The sequence below is a fragment of the Nitrososphaera sp. genome (genome assembly GCA_039938515.1).
Lineage (GTDB): Archaea > Thermoproteota > Nitrososphaeria > Nitrososphaerales > Nitrososphaeraceae > Nitrososphaera.
The window spans coordinates 280301-304335 of record JBDUUL010000015.1; the positions used below are offsets into that span (position 1 = coordinate 280301).

The window sequence follows — 24035 nt, forward strand, 5'->3', positions numbered from 1 at the left end:
ATTCTGGATGCTGTTAAATGGCTTCCACTGACCTTGTTTTCTTTGCCGGGCTTCTTACAAGCGGCCTTTTCCTGGCTTCTCTTGGAATTTTTGTGGCCCTTGCTGCAAAGAGCAGAAACCTGAAAAGCTTTCCGACGCAAATATCGGTGTTTATAGGCATCTACGTCGTCGGTGAACTGGCAGAACTGAGCCCCATTCAAGCAGCCACCGGCTTGCCTCCAGAAGCAGGTTCGGAGCTCCACGTACTTGCAACAATATTTCTTACCACAGTCTTGTGGTCGAGGCTTGTTCTTTCAAACAGGGCAACAAGGCGCCTAGCCGACAGGTATGATAGTGCGGTTCAGGATTAGCGAGAAAAAACAGATGATGTCAGCATTATTCCACTGAAAAGAATTTTTCCATTACCTTTCTTACAACATCAACATTTTGATCAGCTTCGACCGAAATATCGTGCTGTACGTACTTGACAGTGATCGATTTTAGCACGGTGTGGACAAGGCTCGATTTCTTGCCGTCGGGCGTTATGTCTATCTTTGAAACGACGAGAAGCCCTTCGTCCAAAAGCCATTTGGTCTTCCGGTAGGTCGTAGTATAGGGTATCTTTTTTTCTCTCATTATTTCGTTGACAGACATGGGTTTTTCCATAACGCAGTCTAGGATCTTTACCATTTCTTCGTCTGCAAGAGCCGTGAGGATTGCCTGTTTTGCTTTACGGCTTGTAACTAACATCCCCGAGGCTGCCCTTTTTGGTAAGCTACGGTAGCGCGGGTTATTTAATTATCGAATCCAGCGTGCGTTCTGCATTACAACACGCTATTCCTGCGGCTAAATTTGTATTAGATTTGTACATGAATTGTACATAACGCTATATGCAAATTCATTGATGCTCTGGCCAATGAAAACAAAGGCCATATTAGTTGCAGCAGCGGTTGCATCTGTTCTCATGGCAGCTCTGGCAGGCTCCGAGCTCTTTAACAGTACCCTCCAGACGCGTTCTGCAGTCGCTCAGCCAAGCTCCATGTCTCAGATGTCAATGACGACGGACGGTGGACAACAGCCCAGCGGCGCAGTAGATTCTCAAAACAAGCCGCTCTCAAAAGTGTCAGACGGAATAAAGCTGTCTTTTTCAGCACAACCTATAATCCACGCATATGATCTGGCGTCAGTTCAGCTGCAGGTGATGGACGCAAATTCGTCGGCACGACTGAGCCATGTTGACTGGGCAATTTCGGTAAAAGATCCTGATGGAAAGGTCATTTACAAGACAACCACCGGTCATACGCATGTCGGGGTAATGAACTTCAAAGTCGCTTTCCCTACAGCCGGAAATAACTCTGTGTCGTTGACGGTGTCTTCCATTGGAAGCATGATGATGGGTCTTGAGGTTGAACCCCAGGGGAGGACACACACAATGCTCTCAGGCAGTCCCATGGGATTCAAAACCGATCCGGTCAACGACTTTGGGGCAAGAACATTTGACTTTCCAGTCTACGTTCAGCCCTACAATCAAGTGCATACAATTGCCGGGACTGTACCGGGGACGGGTCTGAATGTGGAGCTGGCAAGCACCGCAAGCGCGATTGTGACGGACAAACTTACACCATTTGTGATAACGGTTACAAGGGCAAACGACAGTGCCATGATAACTCATCCAGATCTTCAGGTAACCGTCACGGAAAGTAGCTCTGGGTATGTCCTGTCGCAGTCAGCCCCAGTGGAAGACATGATGACAATGCACGGCGCCATACATGGACACACCGGTGTTATGACTTTGATGCCGTCATTTCCTATTCCGGGCAATTATGTGATTGATGTAAACCTGCAGCCAAGCCCGCTTTCAAACTACACTTGGGGCCAGGCGCATACTCAATTCAACATTATTGCTGCTCAATCGTCCACGGGGACAGCAAACGCGTCTAGTGCCGCCAATCCGCAGCAGAGCAATACAGTGAGCATTGTGGGTCTCGAGTCACCATTCTTTGTTCCAAATACCCTGAATATCAAAGCCGGAACTACTGTCACGTTTGTAAACACGGATGGAAATACCCACACGGTAACGTCAGTAAAAGCTGGAACGACTGAGCCGGACGGAACTTTTGACAGCGGGGTTTTAAGAGCCGGCAAGACGTTCTCGTATACCTTCAACAGCCCCGGGACTTACGAGTACATCTGCATGATACATACCCATATGCGCGGAGTCATACAAGTTTCATAACCGAGACTTCCGTCCTCTCTTTTTGACCGATTGACAGCCATACAATCCTTGGAAAATCATATCCATCTAGAGATCCAGACCGGCGCGGACATGAAGCATGCTGCAAAGGGTAATGATTCTTTAAAATGCATGGCAAGATTACCTGCATTGTACAACTCGCGTTTAGCCGACCAGCCCGAGTTAGAGCATCGAGGCGCCAGTTTGACGGTAGAGTCTTCAAGCATTCATTATGCTTTTACTACGGTGCACAACACGTAAGCAAGAATGGTAGTTCAAGAATTAACTGCACAGTCATGGAATGACAATGTGCTATCGTCAAAGCTGCCAGTAATAGTAAATTTCACTGCTGTCAGATGCGGCTTTTGCAAAGCCTTGGAGCCGCTGTACAGCAAATTATCTGACCAGTACGGAGACAGGTTGACGTTTTATAGACTAGTGGTTGACTTTCCCGCCAACCATCAAATACTCAACAAAGTTGCAATTCAGGGCACGCCTACGCTCAAGTTCTACTGCAAAGGAAGGGAGGTCGGCGAGCACGTTGGATACGCTATAGAACCAGTCTTGAAGAAAAAGATTGACGAATCGCTGCAAGAGATGGAAAGTTGCCTGGCAAATAGCACACCGGTGGGTAGGTAGAAAGGAACCGGACTAGAAAGCGTCTTAGATCAAACTTTTAAAGGCTAGCGAGAATCTGGCAGGTACAATGACAGAAGCAAGTCCGGTAGTGCATTTTGAAATGGGCTATAATGACAGAAAGAGGATGGTGGACTTTTACACAAGAGTGTTTGGCTGGCAGTCCAAGGAGATGGGGCCTGAGATGGGCAATTATGTGGTCGTCACAACTTCGGAAAGCGACGAAAGGACGGGCCGCCCAAAAAATCCCGGCTCGATTAACGGCGGTTTCTACCAAAAGATAGAGAACCCCCTGTCGCACGCCCCGTCAGTCGTCATAGCGGTACATGACATCAACAAGTCAATGAAAGAAGTCGTCGCCGCGGGGGGCAAGATATTAGGTGCAATGGACGGCTCAGGCAAACCCAGCATGGAACCCATGGAAATACCGAACGTAGGCCTGTGGATATCGATTATGGACACGGAAGGAAACCGCGTGAGCATGCTGCAGCCAAAAATGTAGGACGGCTGTTTGCATTGGTCTGAAAACGATCCACTTTAGAAAAAATTCAAATAGCAATTCAGTAGCGACAAAGCCATACTCCATACCAGACCTGAAAACGCAGTTTGTCCCTGCAGCGATTGCACCCACGAGCTTCGAAGCCAGTGCATCGAGGCTGGCTGCCAGTGCTGCAACCTGGAGGACGAATTTTCTATTCTGGCAGGCATTAACGCGCAAGATTATTTGCGCAAGTAACGGCCCCGGGAAGGTACGATTGAAGATCCAGGTTATTCTATACCAAGCTGCTTCTGCACGGTCTCTGCAAGCTGTTTCAGAGAGACTGGCTTTTCCAGGAACGCGTCCACGGGTACATCAGGCAGTACAGTCTCAAATTCCGACTTGTTGACCTCAAACGCGCTCGTCAAGACTACCTTGACATGCGGGTTTATCTCCTTGACCTTCCGGGCAAGCTGAAACCCACTGAGCCCCGGCATGCGGACATCGGATATCAACACCTGACATTCGTTTGGAGAATACTTGAAATGCTCAAGCGCTATTAGCGGGTTGGAAAAAGCATGAACATTAAAGCCGTCTCTTTTAAGGCCCGCGCTAAAGACGCCAAGCGCGTCCACTTCATCGTCCACTAACATTACCAATGCTTTCTTTTGCTGCTGTTCCTGCGTCATCTCCTCATATTGCGGGCCAGAAGTATATACCCATGAGGAATTTATTGTGCGAATACCGGAAAATTGTTTGGTTTGAGGCAAGACCTGCGGTTTGTTTACATAAACCTGCAATGTGCGAATCGGTTTGCAGAGCACGCATTTTCTAAATTGCTTCAGTTGCCGGGTTGGTGGTTTCTAGCAGAAGCACCGTCAAGGAAGTAGCACCTGTTCGTCATGCATCATGACATGGGCGAGCGGTGGTCGCTGTACTTTGTCGAGCTATATCGCTTTGCGTTTGAGGGAAAAGGTATATTGATCTTCAGCATACTCTCGTTTGAAGCGGAATCTTGAAAAACGCTGCTTTTGATTGAGGCAAGAACCGTCTACAGAGTGCTGATTTTTCTGTCGAGGTCCTTGATCTGTCTGCGGTAACCAAATGCTCGCAAAACGTCATTGTCGTCCATTGCTGCCATCATTTGCTCGACTTTGGCCGCTCTCAGTTCTCTCAGCTCGTTGCGCAGCTCGGCAGCTTCTGCTTGCTCTGTCAGTTCCTTTTCGTCTGGAATAGGCTGACTTTGCATCCTCTCTTGTAGCACCGCCTAGCTGAAATCGTTGAAGGTCGAAATAGTTTGGCTTTTTGGATCAATTGTTATTGAGTAATGAGGTGCAGCTTTCCACATTCTTGAATATTGGTCACTAGCGCAGAAAAAATAGAGAATCAAAGCATAATGTGTACACAAATCGACATGATCCGTGGAGATTTCTTTTATAATTGGTTTACGTAGTTGGTCTGAAAATTGTGATAGCCGCCAAATGAAACTGCTAGTCATCACGGACATCATTACCAAGAAAACATACCTGATGACTTTTGTTGCTTGGGCGATAATTCTGGCGGATGTTGTCTTTGGCACCTTCCTTGACCGTTTTGGAAAACCTCTTGACTCCAACTTTGGCGTGGCTTTGTTCATAGCAATGACAGCCGCGGTTTTCTTCGCCGGCCTGTATCTCCTGCGGGACTGCATGAAAGTACTGCGCAAGGACCTCGAAGGTCAATCATTTTTTAACAGACTTTACCGGGCAACGCCAAAGTTTCTGTACGCTCTCCTGGCAATCTTTGCAGCAATAATCGTAGAGATGGTGGTTTTCTCGCAGTACAGCACAGCCCTGATAATACCGCTTGTGCTGATAAGCGGAATTGTCCCCATGTTGTTCTTTGGCTTTCGCACCTTCAAATTCCTCTCATGGTTCAAGTCGAGCAGCAACAAGCGGCGTAACGCCATGATACTTGCATTTGCCGTATCGTCAATGCTATTTGCCATCAGCGTGACCACCACCACTGTGCTTGACACCAAGGTCTTTGTTTTTTCAAGGCCGCAGGCCATAACCCCGGCCTACCAGTCAAGCAACGACATCACAATAACCCTGTCAGGCACGGAAAACCTGGTTCTCCTTTACGTCTTTATTGTGCCTGTGGTTCTTGCCATTCCCGCAGAAACTGTTGCCGTGGCGTTTTTCCTGCGATTCTTCAAGGACCAGATAGGAAGGGCGACATTCTGGGCAATAGTAATCCTGCCTCCGTTCCTCAATTTTTTCGGGATATTTGCGCCGCAGCTGCTGACGACTGGGTCAGCATTCGTGTATGCCGACCCCCGGTTCATCTACTTTAGGATTATAGGGACCGCCGGCTGGGTCGCGGCAGACTTTGTGATACTCTTTGCATACCTTCTGGTAGCTAGGACTGTCGAAAAGCAAGTCGGAAGTGCCGGCAACAAGAAAATCATCAACTATCTGATAATTGCGGCTCTCTCAACCATTCTGGTATCGCCAACGGCTAACAACTGGATTCCAAACGCCTCCTACCCGCCCTTTGGAGCTATCCAGCGCGCCTTAGCGGTGCTTGGCGCCTTCATGTTTACCATTGGCATTTACGCGGTCAGCCTGTCACTTGTACAGGACGCGGAACTTCGGAATTTAGCTCGAAGGTATGCTAAGGACTATGCCTTGCTTGATACTCTTGGCAACGCGCAGATGGAGGCCGAGGTCACGAGAAAGGTCGTAAAACTGGTCCGCCAGCAGGCAGACGTGATGGAAAGGGAGACAGGGGTTGAATCCGAGATGACAGATGATAACGGGGTTAAAGAGTATCTGGAACTTGTGATAAGAGAGGCTCGGGAAAAGAAGGCACTAAAGAGTGGCCGCCAGCCCAGCCCGTCGGAATCTTGAGCCGTATTTGCGCACTTTGTGAACGTTGGGGGATTGCAATTCACGACTGCAACTCTATCTGAAAACGCAATTGTATGTTCCATCGGGCAATTATCATAAAGTTCACGAGAGCGCCTTGAACACAAGCGCTCGAGATTTGAGACCTTACGAGCCACTTACACAGGACTTTTTCTGGTAGTCCATGCCCTCCTTTATCATCTGATCAATTGTTTCAAAAGTTAAATCGGTCCACTTGGCCCAGACACCATTCGGATCATGTTTTCTCTGGATGGTTGTCACATTGCGCAGAGTTACTCCTCCTTGCAACAGTTCGCGGAATGTTCTGGCAGTCCCATCTCGTTTTTTGCTTGATGCATTTCGGTTGAGAATTGCAGCCAAAGCAGGTGCCGGCGCCCCACTGTCAGCTGCAAGTTGCATAAGGCTCTTTGACAGCGTAATCAAATCCGTGACTAGCATTCCCACTTTTTTGTCATAATCCGATCTGTCGCAATAAATCAAGTCCTGCATCCTGTCCTTGACGCCATCGTGGTCGGTCGGCAGCGACGGGGTTTCTGAAGGCCATACATCGACGATGTACACTTCAAGGTCAGGAACTAAAGCCGCGTGTACTGTATTTGTCCAGTAATCCTGATGCGACTGTATGAGCTCTCGCAGGGGCGTATTGCTGACAAGCCATCCATCCCAGAAGTATCTGCCGCTTGCCTGCTGGTAGTCGTAAATGAGCGGCACCGTGCAGCTCGCCAAAATGTGTTCCGGCCCCATTCCTGCAGGGTACTCCAAGTTTACGTCAGTGGGTTTGCACGTAACCGGATCGCAGTAATTGAAAGTCGATTTTAGAGTATAACTGTCAAATGTCACTGCTTGACCATACTGTGCCTCCGTTGCCACCGCAAGCAGCCTAGGCTCAGGGGGACTTGTCTTTAGTGGAAAGTTAATGAAAGGCGCTCCGTTGAAAGTGCTTTGTATAGCATTTGAAAGAGGAGTGTCGTCATATTTGTACCACACATTGTTGGTGCTATCGCCGGGGGTATTGTCGTTGAACCTGGAGTCGGGCACAGGAATGGGAGGACTATATGTTGACGTAAGACCGGTAAAGAAAAACTGTTTCGTTGAATAGTATCTCCTTACGTCTTCTGGAAACAAAGGAACTCCGAAAGGGGTCGCGACTGCGGCTTTGTGGTACCAGTAATCCAAAACTCTGTCCGCTGCACCGTTCCAACTACCTGTCTGCTGAAAGTAGCTGACCAGAATTGCAGCATTAATGGCACCCGAGGATGTCGCAGCGATGATATCAGGCTTGAGCCCTAGATTATCAAATAACCCCTTGATAACTCCTGCTTCATATGCTCCAAGAGCAGCACTTCCCTGAAGGATCAGAGCCGTCTGCACCGCTGGAGGAGCTGCCATAGAATCTTGACATGCGCAGTAATTATTAAGTATAGTATAGGAAAAGCAGTCAATTATGGCCGCTGTTTCGAGGCTTTACAAGACCCTATTTCAACGAATTTCAGGTTAGAGAATAACTCATCGCGAACTATTGAGTGGGCAGAGAGAATTATCGCTCCGACGATATGCCTGGGAGCTATTCTTTCAGGGTACTAGTCTAATTGCCCTTCCGTCGTCGACTACCAGCGAAACCCACTTGCCAATCCTTCGTTCCAATTCTGCCTGTAATGCAGGATTGTAGTCATACCTTCCATCAAGCTTGGTGGCGGCTTGCCAGAAAGACACGAAATATTGGAAGGCTGGAGGCACGGGCCCGGGGTTCGTCAAGAAGCGGTAAAAGGCAGGCTGATCCGACTCTACTGGCCCTTCGATTACGAGCCTGTTTGTGGCAGGGTTTATCGACTTGAGCATCCCGGTGACTGATATCATTACCACGCTAATCAACTTGGTACGGTTTCATATAAAGAATCTCAGGGAGCGATACAGTTGCTGCCACGCAGTACATTTTGACACTGGTTCCGGCATTTCTTTGCCTTCTGCCCGTATCATACAGGTTCGTACAGCACTATAATGAATCGTGATAAAATACGACAAATAGCCATTAGCGCACTGCGCAATCGAATTACTGTTTATCGGCCGCTAGCTGTGACGCAAAAACTGCTTCACAACCTCACAGAACACGGCAGGCTTTTCTGAAAACGGCGCGTGGCCTGCATCGTCTATTACAACGAGTCTTGAATCCCTGATTGACTGGTGGAAAATGTTGCAATACGGCTCTAGTGGAATAAGCTTGTCCTGCGACCCCCAGATTAACAGAGTCTTGCTGGCAATCTGTTCAAGTCTTTGTTTTCCAAGCTGAGTGCTGACGCTATTATCGTATGCAGCGACAAATGCCTCTCTCGCGCCCTGCAACCCAAGACGGTATATGAACCCGTCTACCAGCGCATCAGGTATCCTCACAGGATTTGCGACCAGCTGTTCGAGAACTGGCCGTACTGTCTGCCGTGTCGGGTTCAGAGCCGCCGCAAGGTACTGCTTGAGCAGGGGAGTTGGACCATCAAGCATTCCTGACGTGTCAACCAGTACCAGTTTGTCAACCAATTCCCTATTTTGAACCGCCACCTCGGCGGCGATATACCCGCCAAGTGAATGTCCCACAAGAGTTGTCCGTCTGTCTTCAAAACCTAAACTGCGCAAAAATTGAACTACAAACCGGGCAAAGTCTTGAATGGTGTATTCCATGGCACCCCCCGGGCTGGGCTTGTCACTCAGTCCAAAGCCTGGCAGGTCTATTGCAAGGGTGTGATAGTGGAATGATAATGCAAGGGGGATGTCAAGCCACCTGTCCGCGGAAGAGCCGAGCCCGTGAATAAACAATACATGACCCTGTGTGTCAGGACCGGACTCAAAATAATGTGTCTTGATCCCGTCGACTGTCGTAATGTGCTCCTGTGGAACTTTGACGATTGAATTGCTGTGACCCCGTGTTGCCAGCGTGCCGGAATTATCTCGAGCCATTTCATGCATGCTTGAGCTATCGGATAGACGTAAGCGTTGCTTTTAAAATTTTGAAAGCATGCGCCCGGCTAAACGGTCGTTCATTGTAGCTTTCCGAGTAAAGAAAGAGAAAATGGACTGGAGAAAATGAAGTCTGTTGGTTTACTTAAATAAAACGAATGTTAACCCAATCCGAGCCCATTGAGCCGCGTTCCAAAATCTATCGCATTCCATTCATACAAGGGCGGAACCGGAAAGACGACTCTGGCCTGCAACCTGGCCGCCCTTCTGGCGACTCGGGGCTACAAAGTTTCCATGCTGGACCTTGACGTGTATGCTCCGAGCCTTCAGGCCTACTTTGCACACACACCCAAAAGGTGGATTAACGACCTGCTCCTCGGCGACGCAGACGTTTCCCAGGTCATGGTCGACATGACGCCTGCCATCAGCGGTCTTGGCGCGGACAAGGTCGGCAAGTTGTGGGTAGGATTTTCAAACCCCCAGAAGGAGGAAATCTTCAAGGTCGATAGCGGCCTTGGCAAGGACGAGAAGCCGAAGCTCAAGCTGCTAAGCAAGTTCATCCAGCTCCGCGAGAGCCTGATTTCGGATTTTGATTCTGATTTTATCCTCATCGACACAAGCCCGGGCATAAGGTTCTGGTCGATCAACTCGCTTGCAATAGCTGACATTCTCCTGCTTACGCTCAAGTTCGGCGAACTTGACATAGACGGCACAAGAAGGATGGCTGCAGAGCTTTACAGGGCATTTGAGGAATTTGGCGCAAAACCATTCCTTCTCTTAAACAGGGTGAACGGCTACTGCGTTCCCCATCCTTCCTTCCAGAGGACAAAACAAGGCGATACGGCCGTGCCCGCACAGTTTGAAGAAACGGAGCCGGGCGCCAGCCTTTCGCGCGAAATCGGGATGGACATGATCTCTGCCATTCCGTGCTACTGTGACATCCAGTTTGACAAAAAGGAGTTTCTCACCGTCCTGCGCCACAGAAATCATCCGTTCGCGGAAAAACTCGAACAGCTGGCGGCACGGTTCTCGTAGTTCAGTGATAGCTGGAAAGAAAGTCTTTGCCGTAAACCCGGTAGAGCTTTTTGAACGTGACCTGGCAAATAGTCTTGTCGAATACGTACTCGACTCCGTCCAAGGTCTCTACCAGCGCGCCTGAGGCAGGCTCCCTGCCGCACAAAATACACTTCTTGTCGTTTGTTGTTAGCGAAATTTCTGGTCAGCTATTATCCTATCCTGCAATACTTAATTTTTAGCGTGTGCTGCCTCGCATTCTGTGCATTTGAAAAATATCAGATGCACACTATGCACTGCCGTTTTGGTCAACTATTTTATCAAAACCTCCATTACAGGTATCATGAGTCTATTCCGGCTCGCAAATGAAGATTCAAAGATTAACCAAGGTGGTAAGGCAGGCAGCCAGTTTGACATCGGGGTTTATCGCGACCCCCAGGTACTAGTCGACGGACCAAATCCCGCAATGCCCCAGAGGGACACAAGTTTAGCGCTTGATTACCTGAACCCGCCAGAGATAGACGCCAAGTTTCAATCCCTGCTAGTCAAGGCGAGGTGCGCGTGCGAAAAATCAAAGGTTGAATTCCGGGTCCTCTCAACTGTCCAGCGAAAATTCGTCACGCACTACCGCTGCCCCCAGTGTGGTCTGCTGCCGCTATACCATCTGGACCTCACCCATCCAAAAAGGGTCCGCTGCGGCAAATGCAGGCACACAGTCCCGCTCAGAAATAACGGCAAGTACGGCAGGCTGAGAAAGGAAATAGCAATTGAGCTGTGGCTTGCAGGACAGGAGCGTGGAGAGCATTACCACCGGAAGTGAAGAAGCGCTGCTTGAAGCTCTTAACCTGGAGCTGTCAAAGCTTGGCGATTCGCCTCTGCACGGCGAGATTACACTTGCCTGCTCGTTTTACGTAATGCCAAACGGGATCAAGTGCTGCAACGTCCAGGTCCTGTGCAGTTCCGGGTGCGGACACCTCATAGTGGCTCTTGACGACGAGGCCGAGCTTTTGAACCGGCTGGCCCTAGTGATAAAAGGGATACTGGAGCGGCCAGCCGTTCTGGATTCTCCGCTGCGCTGCTAGGCGCGGGGAGGATCGGGATTGGTTAAATATTTGCGCCCGGCTAGAAATTTAAAGGCCAGGATTTTGAGTTCAGGCGATTACGCTGCGAGCAGGACGCATGCTCTGCCTTTGGTATTTCGGGGAAGGGAGGGCAGGCTCAACGCGCGCATAATCCGGTTTCTGGCCCTCAACGGGCCTTCGCTTATCTACTCGGTCTCAAAATTCCTGTCCGACACCTCCAAAACAAGAATCCATTATCCCACGATTAACAGGAGAATGCACGATCTGCTAAACCAGAACTACCTGCAGAAAGCCGGCGCCAAGAGCACAAAGACCGGGGTCATGGCCGACCTATACGCCACTACCATACGGGGCGACTTTGCCGCATTTGTGGATCTTGCTGAAGGAGACGACAGATTAGTCGACCTGTCCCCAAGTCAAGCGCGGCAGATTATAGACGCCGCATCAAAGAGGCACGGGTCTCCTTTTCTTCTCCTTGAGCACATATCCAAGGACAGCTCGGCAGGCAGTAGCCTTGTGGGCACGCTCCTGGTTCCGGAAATTGCCAAAAGCGTCAAGAACGGCTATCTGAATCTTGAGGCAACCGACGACTCGATAATGTGCAGCTCGTTTGCCTCAGTCGTGGCCCGGGCAGTAATGGGTATGATGATAAAATCCGGCATTGAGGCTAACCCTCAAATTGGCTCAAAAGAAGGTGGCCAGTACGCCAAAATATTGCTTCGATGCGTCGACAGGATGCTGGCTGAAGACCGCGTTCCGGCCAACGAAAACGGAAAAGACGGTTCCTTTTCAGAACACCTTACTCCGGTTCCCATGCGCTGGGCAAAAGAACTCAAGGTGTTTCTGAGACTGAGCGCAGTAAGTCTTGACCGCGGAATGGATTAGGCTATGACGGTTGCGGAAATGCACAAATAATTCTCATAACATCTAGGGTCAATGGCTCCAATCCCCAAGAGACAGCGCGTCTTTATCATGCAGGGCGGAGGCGCTCTCGGTGCTTATGAGGCCGGAATCTTTGAGGTTATTTCTTCAAGAATCAAAAGGAAAGATCCAAACTGGAAGACCACACTTTTTGATGTAGTCGCGGGCGCTTCCATCGGCGCGATTAACGCCACAGTCCTTGTAGACCACTACCAGAAAAGCAAGAGCTGGGAAGGGTCAGCAGAGTCGCTTCTGCAATCGTGGAACCAGTTAAAGAACAACACCTGGGTGGACTATGGCCACAACCCCGCAGCCCGCGCCATGTTTGAGAGCATGTGGAATTTCATGGACAAAATGAACCCGGCGCTTGCTCATCCGGAAGGCGCGCGGAGGTACTGGTCTTGGGTGCAGCTGGCAAACACGCCTTACATGGGCGCAAAGAATCTGTCCTGGACTATACCAAAGTTTGACTACAAGTTCCTCGACGCCAACCCCTTTGATTCCGCGTGGCTGGGCTACGACTATGCGCCGCTAAGGTCGTTTCTTTCAGAAAACGTAAACTTTCCGATAAAAAACCAATTTGGAGAAGGCCCAAGGTTGCTTCTGGTCGGAGTGGATGTTCAGGACTGCACCGAGGCCGTGGCTTTTGACAGCTACCCAAGGGATGCAAACGAATGGTATTCAAGCTATGCCCGCAGCGACGGCGGACTCTACAAGGTAAAGTACGACGGAATCGGGCTGGACCAGCTGCTGGCATCATGCATGTTCCCCTACTCCCTTTATCACCCCCGTATGGTGGACCAAAATACCGGAAAGGAGAGGACTTTCTGGGATGGAGCCTTCCTTAGCAACACGCCGCTGCGTGAGGTGCTCCAGCGCCACAGGGACTACTGGCTACGGTATTTCGAGATGCACAAGATGGACTATGACCGGGGCGCCGACGAAAAAGCAGGCAAGCCAAGAGTGCCGGACCTTGATGTGTACATCGTCAACCTGTACCCTTCAACAGAGGACCAGGTTCCGGCCGACCTTGATGCCATCAGGGACCGAGAGATTGACATCAAGTTCCATGACCGGACAAAGTACGACGAGCAGGTTGCGCACCTGGTCTCCGATTATATCAACCTGGTCCAGGATTTTATCGCGCTTGCCAGAAGCAAAAAGGCGGCGCAGTCAGAAATCGATTCCATCCTGAACAAGGACCGGAAACTGCGCAGCGAAGACAGGGCAGGGCATAGCAGGAGAAACTACCGCGAGCTGTTGGAAGGAAGGTTTGAGGTCAACGTTGTAAGGATTGACAGGCAAGACGATGGGAACACGATTTTCGGCAAGCATGCCGATTTTTCGGCGACCACGATTGACAGCCTCATTGAAGCGGGAAGAAGGGACGCAAACAGGATACCGGATGCCGAAATAGTATAATCCAATAGAATCTGGGCGTCGCCAGAACGTCAAGCAGAGTCGCGAGGACTCTTTAATTACGCTAGGCTCGTAACCAGAGCATGAAAGGTGAACAGGTGCAGTGCACGCACCTAAAGACCGTGAACCAGAGCATCAAGGGAAACACCAAGGGCTGCGAGGAATGCGAGAAAATCGGTTCAACGTGGGTCCACCTGAGGCTATGCCTGACATGCGGCCACGTCGGATGCTGCGATTCGTCGCCTAACAAGCACGGAACAAAACACTTCCACCAAACGAATCACCCCATTATCAAGTCCTACGAGCCGGGCGAAGACTGGGAATGGTGCTACATCGACAAGGTTTATTTGTAAAATGGGAGTGCTCTACCGCTCTTCCTTTTTGAAATGCCAAGTTTGTGTGGGATCCAAAGCAACATCTCTAAAAGGATAAAAAGCCTGGCTCCCCGGTGCACAACATGAGCCGGATAACGGACGAGTACATGCGTGAAATGCTGGCCAAGTGCAGGCCCTATACCCTTGTGATATTGCACAAGACACCAAAGCTCGCCGAGCCGGGAATTGACAGGGTTATCTGGGAGCACGGCAGAAGGAATTTTGAACTAAGAAGGGACGGCAAACTTCACATTGTATGCCCTGTCAGGGACGAGACTAACACCGCCGGCATCTGCGTCTTTTCTGCCGACCCAGTCGAGACGAAAAGCATCATGGAAGGGGACCCTGCGGTAAGAGCTGGTGTTCTGACCTTTGAAATCCACCCGACCATAAGCTTTCCTGGCTCCTATCTCCCTGGCTAGTCAACCCGTACTATCTAGTCAAGTCTCGAAAAAAGTTAAATCATAAGCGGCATTGACCATCAAGTAGCTCCTCACGCTTGATAGATTATAACCTTCAAAACGGAGATTCGCTCGGTGTCCTGCAGGCCCTAGCACGGGATCCAAAGGAGAATGAAAAATATCGCGTTATCATCACCTCCCCGCCATATTTTGGCCACAGGCGATACGGCCAGAATCAAAGCGAGGTCGGGCGGGAAAAGACAGACGAGCAGTTTATCGACCGGCTCGCAGATATTTTCAGCGCTTGCCAGAAGCTTCTGACAAGCGACGGCTCGCTCTGGATAGTCATAGGCGACACCCGCAGAAGCAACAGGAAACTAATGATCCCCCACAGGCTTGCGCTGAAGCTTGTGGACGCGGGCTATACCTTCAGGGAAGACATCGTCTGGTACAAGAAAAACAACGTTTCTAGCAGCACAAGGCAGAACCTTTCGCAGGCCTATGAGTTTATCCTCTTTCTATCAAAAAACGAAAGGTCATTTGCAAACCTTGACCTTATCAGGGTAGGCGGCAACGAGGCAAGGGAGGGAAGGAACAAGGTGCCTCCAAAGCACCTTCTGCAGTTCCAGCCGGTCAACCCGGACAAGCAAAAGATCCAGGAGCTTCAGGAAATAATCCACAGCTCGAGGCCCGACACCAAGTTCAGCTCGCTCCCTACGACAAGTGAAATCTCGGCTGCCTACGGATACGACCCGGAAAAATACTGCCCGACCTGTTACAGGAAGTTCAAGAGGCACGCGACGCGAAAGCGAATAGGCGACCACAAGCACTACCCGATATTTGCAGTCTGCAATCCGGCGGGCAAGAACCCCGGCAACGTCTGGGAGATCTCTACAAAGGCACACTATGGAAACGAGCACTTTGCAATCTTTCCCGAGGACCTTGTGGCCCGGATAATCAACTTTGCATCAGAGAAGGGTGACTGGGTTCTTGACCCGTTCATGGGCCGCGGAACGACCGGCATCGTGTGTGCGCTTACCGGCAGAAATTTCACCGGGATCGACCTTTATCCTGAAAACGTCAAGACGGCTGAGAAGAACATTCGCGACGCCATCAGCGGCAGGTATGACCAGAAGCTGGCGCAGACCGTAGCAAGAGAGTCCTCAAACCATCTGGAGATTCTGGTCAGGGCCGACGATTCCGCCTAGCGCTCCTGCCTCCGTTGTAACCTAGATCGGCCAGACAGAATTGGGCCGGAGCTCCAAGCTAAGCAAGTCATAAATTGATGGTTTGCGAGTGAGCAGGGAAAACGGGAGGATTTGCACGCTGTATTCGGTCAAGATTGTCCAGTTTATCGCTATAGCCATTCTAGCCATCGGCTCTGTCGCCACAGGCATGGCCTTGTACGGGTCTCTAGTGGCGCTGCCGCCTGCCCTAAACGGCATAGACCAGACGGCAGGCTACCTGAGCAGCTTTCAAATCCCGAATGTCTCCGGGCAGGTTGGAACAGCCGCCGACAACCTGCGAAACGCCTCGTCAAACATCCAGGGTGCAGGAAACAACCTGAAGGCAACGGCCGACAGCATGCCGTGCGCTTTTGGCTGCAGCGTCGCAGGAATCAAGATCATTGACCTCAGCCAAATGAGGTCAAACCTTGAAAACACCGCAACAAATCTGCAGGGACTGGGTTCAAACGGCCTTGCCCTTGCAGGCAACGTCGACAACTTGGGCAACAGCATTGGCTCTACATCGCAGAGCATAGAGAATCAGGTGCACCAAGCAGGCTATAATCTGTACAATGTCAAAGCCGTGTTTCAGTTTGGGCTTTTGTCGATTCTGGCCATCGCTATCGTCGGCGTACTTTCCGGCGCCGGTCTGCTTTTACTGGCTACAAGGATGAACAGGATACTCTTGGACCACCTGTCTGCAAGGGACAGCCAAACAGGGGCCGACAGTTCAGCCGCGTAATCATGGACGCCAGCCTGATGAGCCTGGTAAAGGGACTCAGGCGAGATGCAGGGTTGCGAAATGGTGCATGGCCAAGCAGGTGCCCCCCTTTTGCGGCCAATGGACCACAGGCATTGGGAGCAACCCGCCAAGTTTATTATCGTCAACGGCGAATTCTCTACGAGTCGCACACAATTGTCAGCAGGCAACCCTGACCTGAGACGCCAGGTCGAAGAAAACAGAGGCCCGCTAAAGAAGCTTCAGCTCCTGATCCCCGGCCTCAACAGCTACAGGAGAAGCGAGGATATCCGCGTCGCAGACGAACTTTTGCGCAACCAGGTCGCAGACAAGCTTGACCTCTCGAGGGAAAACCTTGAAGGGCTGAGAAAGCAGATGGCAAACGCGGGCGATTTTACAAACTTGTCTTCAGTCGGATCGCTTATTTTTCAAATCCAGCAGTTTTCGGGCGAAGTGCGCCACGCGCAGCAGGGCTATTCCGGCCTGGCGGCATCAATAAGCATTGATGAGGCAAAGCTGAACAGCCTTTACGAGTATGACTATGAATTTGTCAGCTCCTCGATATCCGTACTTGGCAGCACCTCTGCCCTTGTTTATGACCCTTCATCACCCGGCAACATACTTGCGGCGCTATCAACCATCAGCCACAACCTTTCAGATCTAAAGCGCAAGTGGTCCATAAGGATGGAAGCAGTCAGTAACATCCAGCTAAAATAACTGTGGGAAAGTGAAAATGTTTCACAGGCATCCAGACAAAAACGAAGGCGGGAGCGACATTCCCGCCCAGGGAGGCAGCGTCCTTGGCTCTATCACGATAAACTGGGAGGACCAGTACAAGCAGAATAACGTCATGTGGAAAGTGCCGCGCAACATAAGGCTTAACGACAACATTGTGGTGCGCGAAGACGAAATCGCGGTCTTTTACCGCGACGGCAAGGTGCTGACTTACTTTGACCAGCCAAACCGCTATGCGCTGACCAGTATCAATGCCCCCATAGTCGGCAGCCTCCTAAAATATTTCACGGGCGTCCAGCAGCAGGCCGAGGTCTATTACCTTCAGAAGCGTTTCATGGACGGCAAGTTTGGAAGCACACAGCCGTACCAGTTCATTGACCAGCTCTTTGGAATAGTGAACCTCAGGGTATATGGCGAATACAGATGGAGGGTGTCATCGCCGGAGAACTTTATCAACCAGTTTGTCGGCACCTTCAACCTCGAAACTTCCGACCAGATCGAAGGCAGGCTGCGTGAGCAACTGGTCGTGCTTGTTTATAGCGCAATCGGCAAGATGAAGGCGCAGGGAATGAAAGTCACCGACCTTGCTCCAAACCTTACAAGCATCGAGCAGGTGGTGCTCTCCACCTCACCTGACAACTTTGGCCAGTACGGGGTAGAGATTAACAAGATCTCCGGTCTTACCATAAGCCTTCCAGACGAAGTTCAAAAGGCAATTGACACCAGGTCGGAAATGTCCGTCCTCGGCGTCAATTACATGCAGTACCAGGCAGGCCAGGCAATGACAGAGGCTGCGAGCAATCCGTCCGGGGGCGCAGGCTCGCTCGCCGGCCTTGGAGCAGGGTTTGGCGCTGGCAGCGGAATCGGCTACGCAATGGGCGGACAGATGGCACAAGGCATGAACCAGCCGCCCTCAAAGAGCTGCATAAAATGCGGCACAATTATCTCGGCGTCGAACAATTTCTGTCCAAACTGCGGCGCTGATCAGAAGCAGACTCCCTCCCAGCAGCAGGGTGCCAAATTCTGCCCTAACTGCGGCTCGACCGTCTCTGCAGGCTCAAAATTCTGCGCAAACTGCGGAAACAAAATCGCGGTGTAGGCGAAAAGATGCCATTCTACTGTACCAAATGTGGAACCCAGCTTCCAGACGGCGCTGCCTTCTGCCTAAAGTGCGGTACCAACCAGCAGCAATCGGCCACAAGCCCTCCGCAGCAAGTTATTGCTTCTCCGGTCGCCAGCCAGCTAAAGTGCTCAAGCTGCGGTGCCCCTATCACGCCTAAGTTCGGCGAGATGGTCATCGCCTGTGAATACTGCGGCACAAGCATCACGCTTGGAACCGAAGGATGGAAGAACATACAAAAGCACACCATGCTTGCGGCAAAGGTGCGCGACAAGGACAAGATTACTGGCATAATCCACGATGTAATGGACAAGGGAATTTTCAGGCACCACCTGCAGGAGAGCTCTACACTCGAGGAAATGAACCTGAGCTACATACCTTATTGGATCGTCCCCGTGTCCGCTAGAACTGAGATCATATCTGTTGACACCGCGAGCGAGGCCGGCTCGATAGCCACGACCGCGGCGCTTCTGGCAGTGATGGGCGGTTTGGGAAGCCAGCGAGGAGGCCGCGGAGGGTTTGGAATGGGAGGCGGTGGCCTGCTGGGGGGAGCGATGCTTGGAGGCATGATGGCCGGAGGCGGTGGCCTAATCGGTGGCGGGATGAATCAGAAAAGAACATACAAGCTTGATCAGAACTACAACTATCCTGTCGTCGCCCTCAAAGCCCTTACGGAGTACCAGCCGCACGATTACAACTTTTCGCTGGACGATAGAAAGTTGTTCGACGCCTCGACCTTTGACAAGAGCATCAAGGCGCTAAACGGCGACATCAGCGAGGACATGGCCAAGTACCAGGCCAAGACGTATGTGGACCAGCGGCAGTCCGAGCGCGCTCATGCGCAGTACCACATGATCCAGCAGATTCATACAGAGATGGAAGTTGCGGAGGCTGAATTGCTCCATGCACCCATCTGGTTCGCCCGTTACGATCACAAGGGCAATAAGATAATCTTTGTAATTGACGCAAATTCAGGAACGCCAATAAACAGTATCGGCATCTGAGTGCCCAAAGGGTTTCCTCGCAACCTGCCTGACAAGAGCCTAGTTCTCCCTCTGAACCAGCTGCATAGGTATGGGGAACGGGTCGGCTAGTCGTGCCTTATGATTGCCCTGAACCTAGCGGTCCTTCTGAGCGGCTGAAACTCTGGCGCATCATTTGCGCGTTCGACGCAGTTTGGGTTCAGGCGCACGGCCTCGGCGAGCAGGTCGATCGATATGTCACTTTTGCCCTGGACCGCCATCAGCCGGGCCTTGTTGTAGTACGCGTTTGAGTAGTAAGGCGCAATCTCAAGTGCCTTGTCGTAACAGCTGGCGGCATCATAGTACCTCCCAACTGCCTGCAACAACACCCCCTTGTTGGTCAGCGCAACGAAGTTGCCCGGGTCAATTGAAATCGCCAACTCGAAGCATTCACGCGCGTCTTCAGGCCTGTCAAGGAGTTCAAGAGTCGTGCCCTTGTCGGTCAAAAGCACGGAATTCTGCGGATCTATTGCAAGCGCCCGGTCGAACGCCCCTATTGCCTCTTCATATTTTCGCTGCGAGCAGAGAAGGTTCGCCCTTGCCTGGAGCGTAAAACGATCCTCTGGGCTTATTCTCAAAAGCGTGTCTACTACCTCAAGCGCCCCTGCATAGTTCCTGTACCCATCGCACTCCACCCTGGCAACGTTCCACAGTATGTACAGCGAATCGGGGTTGAGATCCTTTGCCTTGATATAGCAGCCGAGTGCGTCCTCGTGCCTGCCCAGTCTCCCAAGCATTCTCCCTTTCCAGATTAAGGCCCTGCTGCTCCTCGGATGGGCCGACAGTATCGCATCAAATTTCTCCGGCTCCTCGCCAAAGGATGCGCGCAGCAGCTTGTCCTCAAAGCCGTTTGCATATTTGCAGAAAGCGTAATCGACCCAGACTGCCGCAAGCTCCGGATGTATCGCAAATAATCCGTAAAAACAGCGTTCTGCCTCGTCATAGTCTCCCCTGTCCGCTGACCTGTGGCCGCGCTCTACAAGTGAGGCCGCAATTTCAATTTCGCGCTTGTCAGTGCTCTTGATGGAAGGCAAAATTGCAGCCACCTGAGCCTTTGCAGACAAGGCCCTGTTTCCGATCCAAAGCAAATGAAAGGGCCCGTCCATGAAGACTGTACTCAATTCAATTTCTTAAGCATATCCCCGCGGCATTTGGAAACGTTACCAGTCGATCAATGATTGCCAGTTCCTTTCTTCGCAGCTCATGCGTTACTTCCAGCCCTGTCGACCCTAATCAACACCAGACTCTTCATTACCTGCAGCGCCAGTCAAGCTCAATCTGCCTGCACTGCCACGGGTTCTTGTCTAATGCATGATCACGATCCGTTCTTTAGAGCGGCCCCGGGGCAGTTGGAAGGAGCAAGCCGACAATGGTTGCCACGAACCAGATAACCAAAGCGACAATGAGGGCCTTGAGCCATCCCATCTTGTACAGGGCGCGGAGGGCAATGAGCCATACTATGCCCCCGATTATGGCGGCGAGCCAACCCCGGCCTAAAAGGTAGTAGACTGCAGAGTAGACTATGGTCCCGACAATGGCAGCTACGACTGCCCGCCCAATCCCTCCCTTTTCGCCGAACAACTTTGTAATCAGGAAAATAATGACTGTAGATACTGCAAGTCCGACAAGAAAAATAACTGCAGAATAAATCGCGTTTGGCACACTGGATATTGTCGCGCTGGCTATAAAGCCGGATGCAGACGGCGAAATTCCTCACTTAAACTCATCTGTCAGAATTCTCCCGGGCGCGATGATCCGGAGATTTGAGTCGACTTTGCTTAGAGGGGACAGTACCTTGCGACGAGATCATTCATGTAACTGCAGATGTGGCTGCCATTCTTTCTGGCCGCATGCCGCGCTGCTTTTGTTCTATTATCTCTAGGTAGCGCCTGACGACTTCGGCAATGAAGATTCTTGCAGGGGAGCCAAAAAAGCCAAGCAGACCCAGCTCGACTTCGACTATCGTAACAGGCGGCTCCCGCCGACTGAGAAGCTTGTATTTTTTTTCAAGGTAAGACATGACCGACATTCTTGCCTCTTCCGGGAGCAGGGAGCCCAAGGTTGACTCGAGAGCTTGTCGTACTTCCCTGCCGGTCATGGTTTCTTTGTCTGGATTCAACTTTACTCCCTCTTGCTTATATCGCAGTGTCGTTTCATCTGAAAACTGCTTGTATGTAAGCGCCGATTACATGCAGCCAAAGCCATTCTGAAGGAATGCCAGTAAGATCTGCTGAAACTGTCAATGACGGCATTGCAAATAGTTCTGAGTTCATATCGAGATGCGGCTATTTGCGCCATAACAGATGATTTAGCAAACATCAGGCCAAATGCAATAAACGGGCTCATCGGAAGGCAAATTGTGCAAACCGCCGAATTATCAAAGGCACTCCCGGCGCGGCGGTACAAAGAAGGAGCCGAATTCTGGAAAGGCTAGCGTTTTTATCGAACAGCCCAATGTAAACCATTAGTCGCCAGAGGCATCTCCTCGGGGCTCTAGTAGGCCAGCGAGGGCAGGAACAGACCAGCAGGCTCTTGGTAGGGGCCGAAGGTCATCAGGTTAGCCGGCCATTCGATTCTAAACTTGCAGTCAAACAGCCAATTCATAAGTTCATGATTTCTTGCTGGCACAAAGAAGCCCGGTCCCGTTATCGTTGGGGCAGAAGAGATAAGGGCCTTCAGGTCATTGTTTGATTTTGCAACGGCATGACCGAACAATCCAATACCTGCGGCATAGCCTGAAATCTGGCCGCCCCGCTCTATCATCAACGCTGCGCCGTGGTCAATTGCCTGCCTAAGCTCTCCTTCCCTCGTAAAGCCGTGCACTTTTCGGCACATTTCATTGCAAGACGCTATGTCCGTTGCATTCCGAACTGGTCTGACGTTTTTCGCATCATCGCTCTTTTGCTCATTAGTCAGTGGCTGGCCCTGCATTAGAAACAGAGGTTCGCGTAAGGCAAAGCCGCACTTTGTATAAAGTGCAAAGGATCTGATGTGGCTTGGAGACTGCACCAATCTTACTTGGCCCATATGCTGTTTTCCCGCCTGAGTAAGGACTGCATCCATAAGTGCTCTCCCGACCCCTCCTTGAGCCGAAGGTCGGACAGTAAGCGGACCTATCACTGCTACAGGCGAGGGCGGGAATTTGTGCAGGAAAATGCTTCCCAATACAGTGCCTTCAGCCTCTGCAAGGACACCAAAAGAGTTCGGGTTGTCAAGAAGCATTTTGACAAGTCCGATGCCATGCTCTTCAGTAGGTTGTTCGGACGGATATCCATGAGCGGCGGAAACGGTTTTGTGGGCCTCATACCCGATCTTGCCGCATACTTCAACATCGTGTTTCTCTATAGGCCGAATCGTCAGGCTCATTTTGTTCGCGAAGTTATTTTTCGCTAATAAGTGTAGTGAGCAACGTGCATTGCCCTTGCCTTCCAAACGGTCATGCTCAATGCGGATTGTGCCGTGTCAAGACTCATCGTCGGCAAAACCTGACAGCGCGTTAATATTATGGAGAATGGCGGGCGCGTGATGTCACATGCCTCCAGTTCAGTGAGAAAGACTCGGTATACCCCTGATGTTAGAGATATGTCTCGTCGACGTAGCACCACTTCCAGTTCTCGCCCGGCTCGTACGACTTGATTATGGGGTGCCTTGAGTGCTTGAAGTGCTTGGTTGCATGCTTGTTGGGCGACGAATCGCAGCAACCTACGTGGCCGCAGGTAAGACATAGCCTCAGTTTCACCCAGCCGGAGCCGAGCTTTTCGCATTCCTCGCAACCCTTTGTGTTGCCGGCTATGTCCGGGTTTATCTTGACAATATGCTCGCACTGAACGGTTTCTGCGCTGCGTCTTACCATGCAGAACTCATGCACAAACACCTAGTTAAGCGGTTCAAAGGCTCTTCCGCATCTTATGCTTAGGCTTGGGAGTCCTCGCGCTGCCTTCGCTTCAGGCCCAGCACAAAATTGCGCATATAAGTCGCAAGAATCAGCTCCCTCATTTCCTTGAGCGGGTCGAGTTCATTTTGCACACAGTGCGCTTCAAATGCTTCCCACTCCGGTCTTGGAAGCTTGGCAACGTATTCGTTTATCAGCCTGATGTCATGGGCGGAGAGCTTTCTCTCTCGCTGCCGGGCGTACAGCTCGTCTGACTCGAGCACCTGTATAAGGACGGCCGTCGCAGTGCCTGACGAGCCTACACCGCCGGCGCCACCCCGTCTGTATGATACCATGCGTCAGGCGGAGCTTGCCCTTGGCATCCTTTAGTCGGCGCGTGTGTTCAACCTAATAATACGGCCGCCTCACGTTGCCGGCTCCTCCATCGCCGGCACAATCTCCTCTGCGATAAACGCCCTGAAGCCCGGGTCAAACCAGCTCTCTATGTTCATGGACTTCCAGTCTTCTCGTATTGTGCCGAACTTGAATGCGTTTCTCATCCATGCCAGCCATCCTTCCCACTCGTTGTCACTTAGGACCTTTCGCTGGCGCATGTGGTAAGCGTGCGAGCATATGTAAAGAACGTAGTATGTAAACACGCCCTCTTCATCAGCCTCCGGCCTTCCCTTTGCTATGACCTTGAGCAGGCCGGGCCTCTCTATCAGGATCTCGCCCATCCTGTGTATTTTTTCGTCAAGGTCGTTCAACACCCTCGTTTCGACGTCGACCGAAATGCCCTGAATCTGCCTTTTCGAAAAATACAGAGTCATAAGCATAGTCCCGACGATTCCAATAGTCTGCGCGATAGTCAGCCAGTCGTCAAACGACAAATCCGCCATGAAAGGACTATCAGAAGTGCGTATTGAAAAG

The 24035-nt window shown here is 51.1% G+C and carries 30 protein-coding genes; 17 read left to right on the top strand and 13 right to left on the bottom strand.

Annotation, left to right across the window (positions count from 1 at the left end):
* The first annotated feature begins 17 nt into the window (after positions 1-17).
* Positions 18-350, top strand: coding sequence for a hypothetical protein (locus ABI361_09565; protein ID MEO9320909.1), 333 nt, complete (start codon positions 18-20; stop codon positions 348-350).
* Positions 351-375: 25 nt separating this feature from the next.
* On the opposite strand, the gene ABI361_09570 is transcribed toward ABI361_09565, so the two are convergent.
* Complete coding sequence (locus tag ABI361_09570) at positions 376-729, bottom strand: winged helix-turn-helix domain-containing protein (protein MEO9320910.1); 354 nt, start codon at positions 727-729, stop codon at positions 376-378.
* Between the two features lie 166 nt (positions 730-895).
* On the opposite strand from ABI361_09570, the gene ABI361_09575 reads away from it, so the two are divergent.
* The 3 genes from ABI361_09575 to ABI361_09585 all read left to right on the top strand — a co-directional run bounded on the left by ABI361_09575 (position 896) and on the right by ABI361_09585 (position 3350).
* The gene (locus ABI361_09575) at positions 896-2215 is read left to right on the top strand and encodes a plastocyanin/azurin family copper-binding protein (GenBank protein ID MEO9320911.1); all 1320 of its coding nucleotides are present in this window, start codon (positions 896-898) and stop codon (positions 2213-2215) included.
* A gap of 264 nt (positions 2216-2479) precedes the next feature.
* Positions 2480-2851, top strand: a complete 372-nt coding sequence (locus ABI361_09580; protein MEO9320912.1) for a thioredoxin family protein — start codon at positions 2480-2482, stop codon at positions 2849-2851.
* A gap of 67 nt (positions 2852-2918) precedes the next feature.
* Positions 2919-3350: a VOC family protein gene (locus ABI361_09585; protein ID MEO9320913.1), complete on the top strand. Its 432-nt coding sequence runs from the start codon at positions 2919-2921 to the stop codon at positions 3348-3350.
* 266 nt (positions 3351-3616) lie between these two features.
* On the opposite strand, the gene ABI361_09590 is transcribed toward ABI361_09585, so the two are convergent.
* Entirely contained in the window at positions 3617-4015 is a 399-nt protein-coding gene (locus tag ABI361_09590; protein MEO9320914.1) for a response regulator, read from the bottom strand.
* 362 nt (positions 4016-4377) lie between these two features.
* Positions 4378-4575: a hypothetical protein gene (locus tag ABI361_09595; GenBank protein MEO9320915.1), complete on the bottom strand. Its 198-nt coding sequence runs from the start codon at positions 4573-4575 to the stop codon at positions 4378-4380.
* A 232-nt stretch (positions 4576-4807) separates the two neighbouring features.
* Between ABI361_09595 and ABI361_09600 the strand changes: the two genes are divergently transcribed.
* On the top strand, positions 4808-6217 hold the full coding sequence (locus ABI361_09600) for a hypothetical protein (protein ID MEO9320916.1): 1410 nt from the start codon (positions 4808-4810) through the stop codon (positions 6215-6217).
* 144 nt (positions 6218-6361) lie between these two features.
* On the opposite strand, the gene ABI361_09605 is transcribed toward ABI361_09600, so the two are convergent.
* From ABI361_09605 to ABI361_09615, 3 genes are all read right to left on the bottom strand, one after another.
* The gene (locus ABI361_09605) at positions 6362-7624 is read right to left on the bottom strand and encodes a patatin-like phospholipase family protein (protein ID MEO9320917.1); all 1263 of its coding nucleotides are present in this window, start codon (positions 7622-7624) and stop codon (positions 6362-6364) included.
* 183 nt (positions 7625-7807) lie between these two features.
* Positions 7808-8098: a hypothetical protein gene (locus tag ABI361_09610; protein MEO9320918.1), complete on the bottom strand. Its 291-nt coding sequence runs from the start codon at positions 8096-8098 to the stop codon at positions 7808-7810.
* A gap of 204 nt (positions 8099-8302) precedes the next feature.
* Entirely contained in the window at positions 8303-9181 is an 879-nt protein-coding gene (locus ABI361_09615) for an alpha/beta fold hydrolase (protein ID MEO9320919.1), read from the bottom strand.
* A gap of 180 nt (positions 9182-9361) precedes the next feature.
* On the opposite strand from ABI361_09615, the gene ABI361_09620 reads away from it, so the two are divergent.
* From ABI361_09620 to ABI361_09675, 12 genes are all read left to right on the top strand, one after another.
* The gene (locus ABI361_09620) at positions 9362-10216 is read left to right on the top strand and encodes an AAA family ATPase (GenBank protein MEO9320920.1); all 855 of its coding nucleotides are present in this window, start codon (positions 9362-9364) and stop codon (positions 10214-10216) included.
* Positions 10217-10538: 322 nt separating this feature from the next.
* On the top strand, positions 10539-11015 hold the full coding sequence (locus ABI361_09625) for a hypothetical protein (protein ID MEO9320921.1): 477 nt from the start codon (positions 10539-10541) through the stop codon (positions 11013-11015).
* The gene (locus ABI361_09630) at positions 10990-11277 is read left to right on the top strand and encodes a hypothetical protein (GenBank protein ID MEO9320922.1); all 288 of its coding nucleotides are present in this window, start codon (positions 10990-10992) and stop codon (positions 11275-11277) included. Before ABI361_09625 ends, ABI361_09630 begins: the two co-directional genes overlap by 26 nt.
* A 63-nt stretch (positions 11278-11340) precedes the next feature.
* Entirely contained in the window at positions 11341-12162 is an 822-nt protein-coding gene (locus ABI361_09635; protein ID MEO9320923.1) for a hypothetical protein, read from the top strand.
* A gap of 51 nt (positions 12163-12213) precedes the next feature.
* Positions 12214-13620: a patatin-like phospholipase family protein gene (locus ABI361_09640; GenBank protein ID MEO9320924.1), complete on the top strand. Its 1407-nt coding sequence runs from the start codon at positions 12214-12216 to the stop codon at positions 13618-13620.
* A gap of 80 nt (positions 13621-13700) precedes the next feature.
* On the top strand, positions 13701-13970 hold the full coding sequence (locus tag ABI361_09645) for a UBP-type zinc finger domain-containing protein (GenBank protein MEO9320925.1): 270 nt from the start codon (positions 13701-13703) through the stop codon (positions 13968-13970).
* Positions 13971-14074: 104 nt separating this feature from the next.
* The gene (locus tag ABI361_09650) at positions 14075-14413 is read left to right on the top strand and encodes a hypothetical protein (GenBank protein ID MEO9320926.1); all 339 of its coding nucleotides are present in this window, start codon (positions 14075-14077) and stop codon (positions 14411-14413) included.
* A gap of 77 nt (positions 14414-14490) precedes the next feature.
* On the top strand, positions 14491-15600 hold the full coding sequence (locus tag ABI361_09655) for a site-specific DNA-methyltransferase (GenBank protein MEO9320927.1): 1110 nt from the start codon (positions 14491-14493) through the stop codon (positions 15598-15600).
* Between the two features lie 88 nt (positions 15601-15688).
* Complete coding sequence (locus ABI361_09660) at positions 15689-16360, top strand: hypothetical protein (GenBank protein ID MEO9320928.1); 672 nt, start codon at positions 15689-15691, stop codon at positions 16358-16360.
* 174 nt (positions 16361-16534) lie between these two features.
* The gene (locus ABI361_09665; protein ID MEO9320929.1) at positions 16535-17074 is read left to right on the top strand and encodes a hypothetical protein; all 540 of its coding nucleotides are present in this window, start codon (positions 16535-16537) and stop codon (positions 17072-17074) included.
* 16 nt (positions 17075-17090) lie between these two features.
* On the top strand, positions 17091-18191 hold the full coding sequence (locus tag ABI361_09670) for an SPFH domain-containing protein (protein MEO9320930.1): 1101 nt from the start codon (positions 17091-17093) through the stop codon (positions 18189-18191).
* Positions 18192-18199: 8 nt separating this feature from the next.
* Complete coding sequence (locus tag ABI361_09675) at positions 18200-19216, top strand: zinc ribbon domain-containing protein (GenBank protein MEO9320931.1); 1017 nt, start codon at positions 18200-18202, stop codon at positions 19214-19216.
* Between the two features lie 86 nt (positions 19217-19302).
* Here the strand turns inward: ABI361_09675 and ABI361_09680 are convergent, their stop codons facing one another.
* The 7 genes from ABI361_09680 to ABI361_09710 all read right to left on the bottom strand — a co-directional run bounded on the left by ABI361_09680 (position 19303) and on the right by ABI361_09710 (position 24004).
* Positions 19303-20298 (bottom strand): tetratricopeptide repeat protein, encoded by a 996-nt coding sequence (locus tag ABI361_09680; protein MEO9320932.1) that lies wholly within the window; start codon positions 20296-20298, stop codon positions 19303-19305.
* 265 nt (positions 20299-20563) lie between these two features.
* The gene (locus tag ABI361_09685) at positions 20564-20896 is read right to left on the bottom strand and encodes a hypothetical protein (GenBank protein ID MEO9320933.1); all 333 of its coding nucleotides are present in this window, start codon (positions 20894-20896) and stop codon (positions 20564-20566) included.
* A 148-nt stretch (positions 20897-21044) separates the two neighbouring features.
* Positions 21045-21353 carry a hypothetical protein gene (locus ABI361_09690; GenBank protein MEO9320934.1) on the bottom strand — a complete coding sequence of 103 codons (309 nt, stop codon included), beginning with the start codon at positions 21351-21353 and terminating at the stop codon, positions 21045-21047.
* A gap of 374 nt (positions 21354-21727) precedes the next feature.
* Positions 21728-22600 carry a GNAT family N-acetyltransferase gene (locus ABI361_09695; GenBank protein MEO9320935.1) on the bottom strand — a complete coding sequence of 291 codons (873 nt, stop codon included), beginning with the start codon at positions 22598-22600 and terminating at the stop codon, positions 21728-21730.
* Between the two features lie 208 nt (positions 22601-22808).
* Positions 22809-23087, bottom strand: coding sequence for a UBP-type zinc finger domain-containing protein (locus ABI361_09700; protein ID MEO9320936.1), 279 nt, complete (start codon positions 23085-23087; stop codon positions 22809-22811).
* Positions 23088-23146: 59 nt separating this feature from the next.
* Positions 23147-23461, bottom strand: coding sequence for a hypothetical protein (locus ABI361_09705; GenBank protein MEO9320937.1), 315 nt, complete (start codon positions 23459-23461; stop codon positions 23147-23149).
* A gap of 69 nt (positions 23462-23530) precedes the next feature.
* Positions 23531-24004 (bottom strand): hypothetical protein, encoded by a 474-nt coding sequence (locus tag ABI361_09710; protein ID MEO9320938.1) that lies wholly within the window; start codon positions 24002-24004, stop codon positions 23531-23533.
* Positions 24005-24035: the final 31 nt, after the last annotated feature.